This window comes from Isoptericola sediminis, from assembly GCF_013085345.1.
Classification (GTDB): Bacteria; Actinomycetota; Actinomycetes; order Actinomycetales; family Cellulomonadaceae; genus Isoptericola; species Isoptericola sediminis.
Genome location: NZ_JABFAJ010000005.1, coordinates 41,641 through 54,536 on the forward strand (window position 1 = coordinate 41,641; position 12,896 = coordinate 54,536).

Genomic DNA, 12,896 nt, shown 5'->3' on the forward strand with positions numbered 1-12,896 from the left:
CCCCTCCCCACGGACGCAGCGAGCCCGGCACCCCTGGGGGTACCGGGCTCGCTCAGCACGACCCGCCGGACGGCGGGCGGTGCCTCACTTCTTGTTGCGACGCTGGTGGCGCGTCCTGCGCAGCAGCTTGCGGTGCTTCTTCTTCGCCATGCGCTTGCGGCGCTTCTTGATGACGGAGCCCATGAGGTCCTCACAATGCTGATCGGTGGTCGGACGGCGTTGGCACCGGCGCCCGTGAGCCCGGGCGCAGCCGACCAACGCGAGAAAAGTCCGTCCATCAGAATACCCGATGACGGCCGGTGCCTCGGGCCACGGCGGCGTGCGCCGGGTCACCCCGGCCGCGGGACCTGCCCGGTCAGTCCAGGAAGGGGTCGAGGCCGAACTCGGGGAAGACGTGGCGGCGCGTGGCGAGCACGGCCCGGTCCGTCGGGTCCGACGGGTCGTAGCCGGACGACCACGGTCGCCAGGTGACCGGTCCGCGGCCCAGCGTCCTGGCCGCGGGCAGCCCGGACATCTCCTCCGCCGCCTCCCGCCACGCTGCCGGCAGCGGCATCCCCGTCTCCAGCGGGACGTGCGCCGCCTCGGCCACCAGCGCCGCCCACACCAGCGGCACCACGTCGACGACGGCGTACCCTCCGCCGCCGAGGGCCACCCAGCGACCCTCGCAGAGCTCGTGCGCCAGCTCGTGCAGCCAGCGGGCCGCGGTCTTCTGCGCGTGCACGCCGACGGAGAGGTCGGCGAGCGGGTCGTTGCCGTGGGCGTCGGCACCGTGCTGGGACACGATGGCGTCGGGGGCGAACTCCCGCAGCACGGTCGGCAGCACCGCGTCGACGGCGCGCAGCCATCCGGCGGAGTCCGTCCGCGGCGGGAGCGCGACGTTGACCGCGGTGCAGTGGTTCAGCCCGGCACCGGTGTCCGCCGGGTCGCCCGTGCCGGGGAACAACGTCCGGCCGTCCTGGTGGACGGAGAAGGTCAGCACCCGCGGCTCGTCCCAGAAGATCGCCTCGACGCCGTCGCCGTGGTGGGCGTCGAGGTCGACGTACGCGACCCGCTCCGCCCCGCTGTCCAGCAACCGCTGCACGGCGGCGGCGGCGTCGTTGTAGACGCAGAACCCCGACGCCGCGTCCCGGCGGGCGTGGTGCATGCCGCCGGCGATGTTGATCCCGTGCTGCGCCCGTCCCGACCAGACGGCGTCCGCGGCGGCGACCGAGGCCCCCACGAGCCGGGCCGCGGCCTCGTGCATGGCGGGGAACACGGGGTCGTCCTCCGTCCCGAGCCCCCGGGCGACGTCGGGCTCCCCCGTGGTCGCCGCGCGGCGCACCGCGGCGACGTAGTCGGCGTCGTGCACGGTCTCGAGCAGCTCGTCCGGCGCGCAGACCGGGTCGACCACCTCCAGCCCGGGTTCGCCGAGCAGCCCGAGCTCGGTGATCAGGCGCATCGTCAGGGCGAGCCGCGCCGGCGCCATGGGATGCCCGAGCCCGAAGTCGTAGCGCAGCAGCTCGGGACTCCACAGCAGCTGGGCGACCGACATCCCGCCACGGTAGCCCAAGCCGTGGCAGGCTGGGCGGCGACCAGTGCGGACGACGAGGGAGGGCGCGGCCGGTGGCCCGATCGGTGCAGGACCGCGCCTCGATGCTGCGCGAGTGGGTGGACCGCACGGCCCGGGAGTACCCGGCCCGGCTGGCGATGACGGTGTTCGCCGCCGTCATCACGCTCTTCACGCTCCTGCTGCTGCCGCCCTGGGCGACGGCCACGGACACGGGCGCCCGGTTCGTCGACGCCCTGTTCACCGCGACGTCCGCCGTGTGCATCACCGGCCTGGTCGTCGTCGACACGGCCGAGTACTGGTCGGAGTACGGCCGCGCGGTCATCCTGCTCGGCATCAAGGTCGGCGGGCTGGGCGTCATGACGATCGCGTCCCTGCTGGGGATCGCCGTCTCCCGGCGCATCGGACTGACCCAGAAGCTGCTCACCGCCTCGGAGACGAAGACCGGGACGACGCGGTTGGGCGAGGTCGGCTCCCTGATCCGGCTGATCATCGTGGTCTCCACCTCGATCGAGCTGACGATCGCCCTCATCCTCCTCCCCCGGTTCCTCGCGCTCGACGAGAGTCTCGGGCTGGCGCTGTGGCACTCGACCTTCTACGGCATCTCGGCGTTCAACAACGCCGGGTTCGTGCCCACCGTGGACGGTCTGCTGCCGTACGCCTCGGACTGGCTGGTCATCATCCCCGTCGTCCTGGGCGTGTTCATCGGCGCCCTGGGCTTCCCCGTGATGCTGAACCTGCTGCAGGCGCGCCGGCACGGGCGCCGGTTCCTGCGGCACCTCTCGCTGCACACCAAGCTGACGATCACGACCAGCGTCGCGCTGCTCGTGGCGGGTCTGGTGATCATCGGCGCGATGGAGTGGGCGAACCCGGAGACGCTCGGCGGCCAGGACCTGAGCACGAAGTTCCTCTCGGCCCTCATGGCCTCCGTCATGCCACGGTCCGGCGGGTTCAACACGTTCGACGTCGGCGCCATGCGGGCGGAGTCCTGGCTCGTCACCGACGCCCTGATGTTCGTCGGCGGCGGGTCGGCCTCCACCGCCGGTGGCATCAAGGTCACCACGTTGGCCGTCATGCTGCTCGCGATCGTCGCGGAGGCACGCGGTGACCGGGACGTCGACGTGTTCGGCCGGCGCATCCCCCGGGACACGCTGCGGCTGTCGATCGCCGTGGTCTTCATCGGCGCCACGATGGTGCTGGTCTCCTGCATCGCCCTGGTCCGGATCACCGACTTCTCCCTGTCGCAGATCCTGTTCGAGGTCATCTCCGCGTTCGCGACGGTGGGGCTCTCGACGGGGATCACCGGCGACCTGCCCGACGGCGGGAAGTACTGGTTGAGCGCCCTGATGTACCTGGGGCGCGTCGGCACCATCTCCGTGCTCGGCGCCCTGGCCCTGCGGGACCGGCGCCGCGTCATACGCTTCCCCGAGGAGCGCCCCATCATCGGCTGACGACCCGCGCGCCAGACGGCAGCGGCGCGTCGCCGACACCACCGACCGACCGGAGGAGAACCGTGGCAGAGAAGAAGGACGAGCGGGACGCCGGCGTGCTCGTCATCGGCCTGGGCCGGTTCGGGTCGTCCCTGGCGGAGACGCTGGACCGGCTCGGCCAGGACGTGCTCGCGGTCGAGACCGACGACCGCCTCGTCAACCAGTGGTCCGGCCGCCTGCCGCTGGTGCAGGCGGACGCGTCCAACCCGGAGGCCCTGGAGCAGCTCGGCGCCCAGGAGTTCGGCGTGGCGGTGGTGGGGGTGGGGACCGAGCTCGAGGCCTCGGTGCTCATCACCGGCAACCTCGTCGACCTCGGCACCCCCCAGATCTGGGCCAAGGCGGTCTCGGCCGAGCACGGGCGCATCCTGACGCGGATCGGCGCCCACCACGTCGTGTACCCCGAGTCCGACGCCGGCTCGCGGGTCGCCCACCTCGTCAGCGGCAAGATGCTGGACTACATCGAGGTCGAGGACGGCTTCACGATCGTCAAGATGCGCCCCCCGCGCGAGATGCAGGGGTTCACGCTCGCCCAGTCGGACATCCGCAAGAAGTACGGCATCACCGTGATCGGCGTGAAGTCGCCCGGCATCGAGTTCACCTACGCCACTCCCGAGACCCGCGTCAGCGCGAACGACCTGCTGGTCTGCTCGGGACACGCGGACCTGCTGGAGCGCTTCTCGGCGAGGCCGTGAGCACGGACCGGGGGCTCACCCCGGCACCGTCGTCGCCGTCGGTGGTCCTCGTCTGCGGTCCGGCCGGTGCGGGCAAGTCGACGCATGCCCGGCGCCTGGCGGACGACGGCTACGCGGTGCTGTCGTTCGACGCCGAGGCCTGGCGGCGCGGGCTGCGCGATCACCCGGTGGACGCCGAGGACGCGGCCACCGTCCACGCCCACCTGCAGCGGGAGCTGCTGCGGCACGTCGCCGCCGGGGACCGCGTCGTCGTGGACTCGTCGTTCTGGTCCCGGTCGTCCCGGGACGCGTACCGCGACCTGCTGCGCCCGCACGGCGTCGAGCCCGTGGTGCACCTGCTGGACACCCCGCGGGAGGTCGTGCTGGAGCGGCTGGCCGCCCGCCGGCACCGCGGACCCGACGACGTCGTCGTGCCCCGGGAGCGCGCGGAGGCCTACCTCGACGGTTTCCAGGTCCCCACCCCGGACGAAGGACCCCTCGTCGTGCTCGACGGACGTGACCGCGGAGGCGTCGTGGAGTAGGCTCCGAATAATTCCTCAGCCGAGGAATTATGACCACGGACCGAGGGAGCCGCCGTGCGCGCCATGATCGTCAAGGAGTTCCGCGAGCTGCGGCGCGACCACCGCACCGTCGCGATGCTCGTCGCCCTGCCCCTGCTGATGCTGGTGATCTTCGGGTACGCCGCGAACTTCACCGTCGACGAGCTGAAGGTCGCCGTCGTCGGCGACCAGGCGGACCAGGTGCAGCAGCTCGTCGCGGAGGCGCCACAGGACGCACCGACCACCCTCGACCTCACCGACGTCGACGCGGAGGCGGGGTCCGGCCAGGCACGCGACATGCTCCGCGACGACGAGGTCGACGTCGCGATCCTCAGCGGGGACGCCTCGGACGCCGCCGGCGGCCGCCCGACCGTCCTCGTCGACGGCTCCAACCTCTTCGCCGCCCAGAGCGCCTCGGTCCTCGTGGCCCAGCTCGGCGACCGCGTCGACTCGGAGATCCTGTACAACCCGGACCTCGAGACCTCCTGGGTGATGGTCCCGGCGATCATCGGCCTGATCCTGACCTTCATCGGCACGATCATCACCAGCATCGGGCTGGTCCGTGAACGCGAGGCCGGCACGCTCGAGCAGCTCGCCGTCATGCCGCTGTCCCCCACGTCGGTCGTGCTGGGGAAGATCTCCCCGTACTTCCTCCTCGCGTGCTTCGACATGGTGCTCGTGACCCTGCTCGGTGTGTGGCTGTTCGGCGTCCCGTTCCGGGGGTCCGCGCTGCTCTTCGGCATCGGCGCGGCGATCTTCCTGTTCGCCGTCCTCGGGATCGGGGTGCTCATCTCGACCGTCTCTCAGACCACCGGCCAGGCCGTCCAGGTCGCGCTGATGACGATGCTGCCGCAGATCCTGCTGTCCGGGATGATCTTCCCGCTGGACGCCATGGCCGCCGGCGTCCGCTGGATCGGCTACCTGCTGCCGCTGACGTGGTTCGTCAAGCTCTCCCAGGGCGTCATGCTGCGCGGGGCCGGCTGGGAGTCCATGTGGCTGCCGGTCGTCGTCCTCACCGCGATGGCGGTCCTCGTCTTCGGCGTCGCCGTGGTCCGGCTGCGCCGGGACATCGCACCGGCCCGCGGGGCCCGCTGATGTACGGCGCACGCGACCTCACCGTGGAGCTCGGCGGCGCGACCGCGCTGTCCGACGTGAGCGTCGCCGTCCCGTCCGGCGAGGTGACCGCCGTCGTCGGCGGGGACGGGGCCGGCAAGACGACCCTGCTGCGGGCCCTGCTCGGACGCGTCGCCGCCGTGCGCGGCACCGTGGACGTCCCGCCCGCCCCGCGCATCGGCCACGAACCCTTCACGTCCGGGGTGTGGCCGACCCTGACCGTCCGCGAGAACGTCGAGTTCGTCGGCTCGGCGTACGGGATGTCCGCCGCCGGGATCCGGACCCGCGCCGCCGACCTGCTGGCGACCGCGGGCCTCGACGACGTCCGGGACCGGCTCGGACGCGACCTGTCCGGGGGCATGCGTCAGAAGCTCGGGTTCTGCCTGGCGATGCTGCACACCCCCGACCTGCTGCTGCTCGACGAGCCCTCGACCGGTGTCGACCCCGTCAGCCGGGTCGAGCTGTGGCGGCTCATCACCCAGGCGGCACGGAGCGGCGCCGCCGTGCTGATGACGACGACCTACCTCGACGAGGCCGAGCGGGCCGCGACGGTCGTCGCCCTGCAGGACGGGCAGGTGCTCGCCACCGGCAGACCGACGGACGTCGTCGGCACCGTGCCGGGGACGGTGTCCGTCGGCGACGACCCACCCGGCGGCCACGACCGGACGTGGCGCCGCGGTCGGTCGTTCCACACCTGGACGCCCGACGGCGCGACGGCCCCGGGCCGCCCGGTCACGCCCGACCTCGAGGACACCCTGATCGCGCTCACGCTCGCCCGCCAGGAGGAGACCCGATGACCACCCTGGTCCACGCCGACGGCGTCACCAAGCGGTTCGGCGCGTTCGCCGCCGTCGAGGACATGTCCCTCGACGTGCACCCCGGGGAGATCGTGGGCCTGCTCGGCTCCAACGGGGCCGGCAAGACGACGCTGCTGCGCGTGCTGCTCGGGCTCGAGGCGGCGGACGTCGGCCACGTCGAGGTGTTCGGCGACCCGCCCGCCGACGCCGACCGCCACGCGCTCGGGTACGTGCCCCAGGGACTGGGCCTGTCCCAGGCGCTCAGCGTCCGGCAGAACGTCGACTTCGTCGCCGCGGCCTTCTCCGTGCGGCACGCCCCGGCGCTGCCGACCACCCTGGCCGCCGTCGCCGACCAGCCCGTGGGGCGCATCGGGCTGGGCCGGCAGCGCCAGCTCGCCTTCTACTGCGCCCTGCTGCACTCCCCCCGTCTGCTCGTCCTCGACGAACCGACGTCCGGCGTCGACCCGCTCGCCCGGGCACGGCTGTGGGACACGATCCACGCGCAGGCCGAGGCCGGTGCCGGTGTGCTCGTCACGACGCACTACATGCAGGAGGCCGAGCAGTGCGACCGCCTGGTGATCATGTCGCGGGGCCGCGGCGTGGCCCGTGGGGCGGTCGGGGACATCACCGCGACCTCGCGCACCGCCGTCGTGCACACCGAGGAGTGGTCCGCGGCCTTCGCCGCCCTGGACGAGGCGGGTCTGCCGGTGACCCTCGCCGGCCGCACCAGCCGCGTCGCCGGGACGGCGCCCGAGCGCGTGCGCGCGGCCCTCGATGCCGACGGCGTGCCGGCCGACGTCGAGGAGGAGGCCGCCACGCTGGAGGAGACGATGGTGCTCATCGAGCAGTCGTCACGTCACCCAGGTCCCCGGTGAGGTAGCGCTGCAGGGTGGGGCCCACCAGCGTGGCGAGCTCGTCCGCCGACGCCGAGGCCAACGGTTCGACCCCGACCACGTAGCGGATCATCATCAGCCCGGCCACCTGGGAGCCGGCCAGGGACGCGCGCAGCTCCGCATCGGCGACACCCAGCCGCTGCACGAGAGGGCCGAGGACCTCCACCCCCAGGAAGCGTTGCAGGAGGTTCCGCAGCCCCGGGTCGGCCATGATGGCCGGGACGACGACACGGACCGTCGCGCCGCCGTCCGCGTCCCACGTCCGCACGACCGCCCGCACGAGCCGCTCCCCCATGTCCTCGACGGGGCCGTCGGCGGCGGACCGGGTGACGGCCGACGGGTCGATGTCGGTCAGGCCCAGCGTGGCGGCGAGCAGCTCGGTCTTGCCGGCGAACCAGTGCCGCACGGTGCCCGGGTCGACGCCGGCCCGCCGGGCCACGCCCCGCAGGGACACGGCCTCGTAGCCCCGCTCGTCGAACTCCGCCCGGGCGGCCTCCAGCACCGCCCCGCGCGTGCTCTGGCCCGCTGGGCGGCGTCCTCGACGCGACGGGTCGGACATCTGCGGTCAGCCGAGCTCGCGGCCGAGCTCCGCCGACCGGTCGCGCGCGGCCTCCATCGCGGCGACGAAGGACGCCCGCACACCGGCGTCGTCGAGCCGCCGCAGGGCCTGGATCGTGGTGCCACCGGGTGAGGAGACCTTCTCGCGCAGGACCACGGGGTGCTCCCCCGTCCGCGCGAGCAGCGTCCCCGCGCCGAGCACGGTCTGCACGGCCAGCCGGCGGGCGACGGCCCGCGTCAGGCCCATCAGCACCCCGGCCTCGGCCATCGCGTCGACGACGTAGAAGACGTAGGCGGGGCCGGAGCCGGCGAGCGCCCCGAACGCGTCGATCTCCTTCTCGGTGATCCGCAGGGTCTCCCCGGTGCCGGCCAGCAGCGCCTCGACGAGGGCGACGTCGTCCTCGTCCGTCGTCGGTCCGGGGACGACGGCGGTCACCCCGGCGCCGACCTGCGCTGGGGTGTTCGGCATGGTCCGCACGACGTGCTGGTCCGCGGGCAGGTGGCGGGCGTAGAACGACAGCGGCAGTCCGACGGCGACGCTGACGACGACGGCGTCGGCGGGCAGCGCGGGACCGATCTCGTCGAGCACGGCGGCGACGTCCTTCGGCTTGACGCCGACGACGACGAGTCGGGCGTCGGACACGGCAGCGGCGTTGTCCGTCGTCGTGGCGACCCCGTAGGTCTCGGCCAGCTCGGCGCCCCGGTCCTCGCGACGCACGGTGGCGACGACGTCGGCCGGGTCGAGCCCCGACGACAGGGCGCCGGCCAGGACGGCCTCGGCCATCGTGCCGGTCCCGACGAAGGCCACCCGGGTCCCGGCGATCTGCGTGCTCACGTGGTCTCTCCTCACATCGGGAACGTCTCGTAGAAGTCCTGGACGAGCTGCTCCGGCCCGGTGGCCTGGAAGACGGCCGTGTCGTTGCGCCAGGTGACCACCGACTCCCCGGCGGTCGCACCGGGGGTGACGGCGTAGTCGCCGACGGTCTCGCCGCCGACGGTGACGTCCCCCTCGGCCTCGGGGTCGCCGGCGGCCTGCAGCAGCGTCGCGTACACCTCGGCCGCGGCGTCACCGTCCGACCACTGACCGGCGACGAGGTCGACCCGCGCTCCGTCCGCCGACCCGTCGGCGTAGACGACGTCCCACGCCTCGACGGCGTCGGCCTCGTCGATCCACGCGCCCTCCGTGACGTCGAGGCGGACGAGCTGCAGGGCGGAGTCCGGCATCGCCGACTGGAAGTCGGTGGCGTCCTCGGGCAGCGGGCTCGGCTCGGCGGTCGGCGTCGGCGGCGCCGCGGTGACCGTGACCTCGGGCAGCGGCTCGGGCTCCTCCTGGGCGAACCCGGGCCAGAAGAACGCGGTGACGACCGCGATCCCCGCCACGACGACGAGCACCACCGCCAGGACGATGCGGCGGCGACGGACCTGTGCCGCCCGCGAGCTCTTCTGGTGCACCTTCTCCCCCGGGGTCCGGAATCCCGGGGTCAGGTACCCCGGCTTGCGGTCGGCCATCGACGTCCTCCTGGTCTGGTGCCGGTGCGCCGACGACGGCGTCGCCGTGCAGCCTACGACGTCCGGCGGCCCTGGTGTCGGTGCCGCCGCCTACCGTGTCGAGCGTGAGCACCACGACCACCTCGCGCGCAGGCCGCGCCAAGAGCTCCCGCCCCGGTTTCCGCTGCACCGAGTGCGGCTGGACGACGGTGAAGTGGGTGGGCCGCTGCGGCGAGTGCCAGGCGTGGGGCACGGTCGCCGAGGACGGCCCGGCGGCGGGCCCGCGCACCACGGCGGTGCAGCCGGTGCGATCGGCCGCCCGTCCCATCGCCGAGATCGACGTCGACTCCGCGCGCGCCACCCCGACGGGTGTCGACGAGCTGGACCGCGTGCTGGGCGGCGGCCTCGTCCCCGGAGCCGTCGTGCTCCTGGCGGGCGAACCGGGGGTCGGCAAGTCGACGCTGCTGCTGTCCGTGGCCTCCAACGCGGCCCGTGGCACCGGCGGCCAGGACGCGCGCACGGTGCTGTACGTGACCGGCGAGGAGTCCGCGGGACAGGTCCGGCTGCGGGCCGAGCGGATCGGCGCCCTCGCACCGACCCTGCTGCTCGCGGCGGAGACGGACCTGGCCACGGTGCTCGGCCATCTCGACGCGGCGGACCCGGCGCTGCTGGTGGTGGACTCGGTCCAGACGATCGCCTCCGCGGAGGTCGACGGCGTCCCCGGCGGGGTGAGCCAGGTCCGCGAGGTCGCGGGCGCCCTCATCGCCGCGGCGAAGGAGCGTCAGGTCCCGGTGCTGCTGGTCGGCCACGTGACCAAGGACGGCGCGGTCGCCGGGCCACGGACCCTCGAGCACCTGGTGGACGTCGTCTGCCAGTTCGAGGGCGACCGGCACTCGAGGCTCCGCATGGTGCGCGCGGTGAAGAACCGGTTCGGCCCCACGGACGAGGTGGGGTGCTTCGACCTGTCCGAGTCCGGCATCGAGGGCCTGAGCGACCCCAGCGGGCTGTTCCTGTCCCACCTCGGAGCGGGGGTGCCGGGCACCTGCGTGACCGTCACGCTCGAGGGACGCCGGCCGCTCGCCCTGGAGATCCAGTCCCTCGTGGCCCCGTCACCCCTGGCCAACCCTCGCCGGGCCACCAGCGGGGTCGAGTCGCAACGGCTGGCGATGATCCTCGCGGTGCTGCACCGGCACGCCGGCCTGCGGCTCGCCGACGCGGACGTGTACGCCTCGACGATCGGTGGTGCGCGGGTCACCGAGCCGGCCGCGGACCTCGCCACCGCGCTGGCGATCGTCTCGGCCCGGAGCGGCGAGGCCCTGCCGTCGGGCACGATCGCCGTCGGGGAGGTCGGCCTCGCCGGGGACATCCGGCCCGTGACGGGTCTGGAGCGGCGTCTGAGCGAGGCCGCCCGTCTCGGGTTCACCCGCGCCGTCGTGCCGGCGGGGGCCGCGGTCCGGGCGCCGGCCGGGTTGCAGGTGGCCGAGGCGCACCATCTCGCGGAGGCCGTGGAGCTGGCCTCGGCCCCGACCGGCGACGCGTCCCGCAGCCGCTGAACGAAACGCCTCCAGGACGTAGAATGCCCAGGTGGCCCCCAACATCGCGCAACCCGACGCCCTGCTGCGGGACACCCTTGCCGCCGTCGCCCCCGGCACCGAGCTCCGCGACGGCCTGGAGCGCATCCTGCGAGGGCGGACCGGTGCCCTGATCGTCCTCGGTCTCGACAAGACGGTCGAGGAGATCTGCTCGGGCGGCTTCGAGCTCGACGTCGAGTTCTCGGCCACGCGGCTGCGCGAGCTGTCCAAGATGGACGGCGCCGTCGTCCTCGACCGGGACGCCACCCGGATCCGCCGCGCCGCGGTCCAGCTCCTGCCGGACCCCTCGATCGAGACGAGCGAGTCGGGCACCCGGCACCGGACGGCCGAGCGCGTCGCCAAGCAGACCGGCTTCCCGATCGTCTCCGTGAGCCAGTCGATGCGGATCGTCGCGATCTACACGGGTTCGGTGCGGCACGTGCTGGAGGACTCCGACACGATCCTGGGCCGCGCCAACCAGGCGCTGGCGACCCTGGAGCGCTACCGCTCGCGACTGGACGAGGTCTCCGGCACCCTGTCGGCCCTCGAGATCGAGGACCTGGTCACCGTGCGGGACGTCTGCGCGGTGGTCCAGCGCCTGGAGATGGTGCGGCGCATCTCCGACGAGATCGACGGGTACGTGGTCGAGCTCGGCACGGACGGCCGGCTGCTCGCCCTCCAGCTCGACGAGCTCCTCGGCGGGATCGGCTCGGACCGCGACCTCGTCGTGCGCGACTACGTCGACGTCGAGCGCTCGGGCCGCAGCCTCGCGGCCGTGCACGCCGACCTCGCCCGGCTCGACTCGTCCCAGCTGCTCGACCTGTCGGAGATCGGGCGCGTCCTGCGACTGCCGGGTGCCGGGGTGGCACTCGACGCGGCCGTGGCGCCGCACGGCTACCGGCTGCTGTCGAAGGTCCCCCGCCTGCCGAGCACGATCGTCGAGCGACTGGTCCAGCAGTTCGGGGGCCTGCAGAAGCTGCTCGCCGCGAGCGTCGACGACCTCATGAGCGTCGAGGGTGTGGGCGACCACCGGGCACGAGCCGTGCGCGAGGGGCTGTCCCGCCTGGCGGAGTCCAGCATCCTCGAGCGGTACGTGTAGGGGTCTCAGCCCTCGGTCCCGGCGTCACCACCGGGCTTCTTGCCGTCCCCGGAGTCCGACCGGCCGCCCGACCTCTCGGAGGCCTTGTCGCCGGACCGACCCGCCTCGGAGGGGTCGGCATCCTCCTCGGCGGCGGTGCCGTCGTCCGTGGACGCGTCCTGCCCGGAACCCTCGGCGTCCTCGGCGTCCTCCGAGGGTTCCGGCTCGGGCGCCGCCTCGACCGTGACGTCCCAGGGCTCACCCTCGGCGCCGGGGACGTCGTCCAGCAGGACCGTCGCGGTGTACTCGCCGGGGCGCACATCACCCTGGGCGTCGCAGCCGGGCGTCGACCCGCTCCCGGACCAGCGGGCGGTGAGCTCCCAGCGCTCGTCGGTCCCGAGCAGGACGAGCTCCTCGCCCGCGCCGATGCAGTCCGCGGACGACCAGACGCGTTCGCCGCCGTCGGCCTCGGAGACGACCACCTGCATGCTCGACCGGTGCGCGTCGAGCAGGCACGGCATCCGCCCCTCGTTGGTCACGCGCACCGTCATCGACACCGCCTCGCCGAGCACGAGGGTGTCGCGGTCGCCGGAGAGCTCGGCGCGGACCGCCGAGGGGGTGCACGTCTCCGCCACCCCGGCGGGGTCGATCGCCTCCGGCGGGGCCTGCTTCTCGGCGACGAGCTCGAGCCGCGGCTCGGGCCAGGCGTCCCGCGCCCAGTCGACGGCGCGACCGATCCCGTACCCGGTCGCCGTGCCGGCGCCGACGAGCAGGCCGAGCACCAGGAGCACGATCGCGGGACCGCGGTGGGCGGGGCGGCTCCTCACCGGGGCCGGTCGGCGCGACCGGGGCCGCGGCGTGCTGCCAGGAGCCACCAGGCCGTTCGTCGCCACCGACCGGCGACCTCCGCGGGCGGACCCCCGACCCCCGGTGGACCGGGACGCGGAACCCGCCGACCGGCTCCTCGACGAGGTCGCCCGGCCGGCGGTGGCCCCCGTCCTGCGACGCGTCGAACCCGCGGCACCCGTGGTGGCGCCTCGAGACGTCGTGCGTCGGGTGCTCTGGGCCCGAGAGCTCGTCGCGGTGGACTTCTTCGGGGCGGACGTCCTGGTGGTGGACTTCTGCGGGGCC

Annotated in this window: 14 protein-coding genes; 8 read left to right on the top strand and 6 right to left on the bottom strand. The window is 73.8% G+C overall.

All coding sequences use genetic code 11. From position 1 onward, the window contains the following. Window positions 1–84: 84 nt before the first annotated feature. Both HLI28_RS02980 and HLI28_RS02985 read right to left on the bottom strand, forming a co-directional pair. Window positions 85–183: a 30S ribosomal protein bS22 gene (locus HLI28_RS02980; protein ID WP_012085056.1), complete on the bottom strand. Its 99-nt coding sequence runs from the start codon at window positions 181–183 to the stop codon at window positions 85–87. 172 nt (window positions 184–355) lie between these two features. Further along, complete coding sequence (locus HLI28_RS02985; protein WP_171246020.1) at window positions 356–1,531, bottom strand: acetoin utilization protein AcuC; 1,176 nt, start codon at window positions 1,529–1,531, stop codon at window positions 356–358. Between the two features lie 101 nt (window positions 1,532–1,632). Between HLI28_RS02985 and HLI28_RS02990 the strand changes: the two genes are divergently transcribed. The 6 genes from HLI28_RS02990 (at window position 1,633) to HLI28_RS03015 (ending at window position 7,052) form a co-directional block, all read left to right on the top strand. Further along, window positions 1,633–2,997 (top strand): TrkH family potassium uptake protein, encoded by a 1,365-nt coding sequence (locus HLI28_RS02990; RefSeq protein ID WP_171246071.1) that lies wholly within the window; start codon window positions 1,633–1,635, stop codon window positions 2,995–2,997. Between the two features lie 62 nt (window positions 2,998–3,059). Next, window positions 3,060–3,728 (top strand): NAD-binding protein, encoded by a 669-nt coding sequence (locus HLI28_RS02995; RefSeq protein WP_171246021.1) that lies wholly within the window; start codon window positions 3,060–3,062, stop codon window positions 3,726–3,728. Then, window positions 3,725–4,249: a P-loop nucleotide/nucleoside kinase family protein gene (locus HLI28_RS03000; protein WP_343035596.1), complete on the top strand. Its 525-nt coding sequence runs from the start codon at window positions 3,725–3,727 to the stop codon at window positions 4,247–4,249. Before HLI28_RS02995 ends, HLI28_RS03000 begins: the two co-directional genes overlap by 4 nt. Window positions 4,250–4,312: 63 nt before the next feature. Then, window positions 4,313–5,362 carry an ABC transporter permease gene (locus HLI28_RS03005; RefSeq protein WP_171246073.1) on the top strand — a complete coding sequence of 350 codons (1,050 nt, stop codon included), beginning with the start codon at window positions 4,313–4,315 and terminating at the stop codon, window positions 5,360–5,362. Continuing rightward, window positions 5,362–6,177: an ABC transporter ATP-binding protein gene (locus tag HLI28_RS03010; RefSeq protein WP_171246022.1), complete on the top strand. Its 816-nt coding sequence runs from the start codon at window positions 5,362–5,364 to the stop codon at window positions 6,175–6,177. Before HLI28_RS03005 ends, HLI28_RS03010 begins: the two co-directional genes overlap by 1 nt. Then, entirely contained in the window at window positions 6,174–7,052 is an 879-nt protein-coding gene (locus HLI28_RS03015) for an ABC transporter ATP-binding protein (RefSeq protein WP_171246023.1), read from the top strand. Before HLI28_RS03010 ends, HLI28_RS03015 begins: the two co-directional genes overlap by 4 nt. Here HLI28_RS03015 and HLI28_RS03020 read toward each other — a convergent pair. The 3 genes from HLI28_RS03020 to HLI28_RS03030 are packed head-to-tail and all read right to left on the bottom strand — an operon-like array spanning window position 7,015 to window position 9,137. Beyond that, window positions 7,015–7,629, bottom strand: a complete 615-nt coding sequence (locus HLI28_RS03020; protein ID WP_171246024.1) for a TetR/AcrR family transcriptional regulator — start codon at window positions 7,627–7,629, stop codon at window positions 7,015–7,017. The two genes, HLI28_RS03015 and HLI28_RS03020, sit on opposite strands and share 38 nt — an antisense overlap. Before the next feature lie 6 nt (window positions 7,630–7,635). Continuing rightward, window positions 7,636–8,463: a pyrroline-5-carboxylate reductase gene (proC, locus tag HLI28_RS03025; protein WP_343035597.1), complete on the bottom strand. Its 828-nt coding sequence runs from the start codon at window positions 8,461–8,463 to the stop codon at window positions 7,636–7,638. An 11-nt stretch (window positions 8,464–8,474) separates the two neighbouring features. Then, window positions 8,475–9,137, bottom strand: coding sequence for a hypothetical protein (locus tag HLI28_RS03030; protein ID WP_171246025.1), 663 nt, complete (start codon window positions 9,135–9,137; stop codon window positions 8,475–8,477). 104 nt (window positions 9,138–9,241) lie between these two features. Between HLI28_RS03030 and radA the strand changes: the two genes are divergently transcribed. After that, entirely contained in the window at window positions 9,242–10,669 is a 1,428-nt protein-coding gene (gene radA / locus HLI28_RS03035; protein WP_171246026.1) for a DNA repair protein RadA, read from the top strand. Between the two features lie 31 nt (window positions 10,670–10,700). Continuing rightward, entirely contained in the window at window positions 10,701–11,786 is a 1,086-nt protein-coding gene (disA, locus tag HLI28_RS03040; RefSeq protein ID WP_171246027.1) for a DNA integrity scanning diadenylate cyclase DisA, read from the top strand. A gap of 5 nt (window positions 11,787–11,791) precedes the next feature. On the opposite strand, the gene HLI28_RS03045 is transcribed toward disA, so the two are convergent. Next, complete coding sequence (locus HLI28_RS03045) at window positions 11,792–12,592, bottom strand: hypothetical protein (RefSeq protein ID WP_171246028.1); 801 nt, start codon at window positions 12,590–12,592, stop codon at window positions 11,792–11,794. Window positions 12,593–12,896 lie beyond the last annotated feature (304 nt).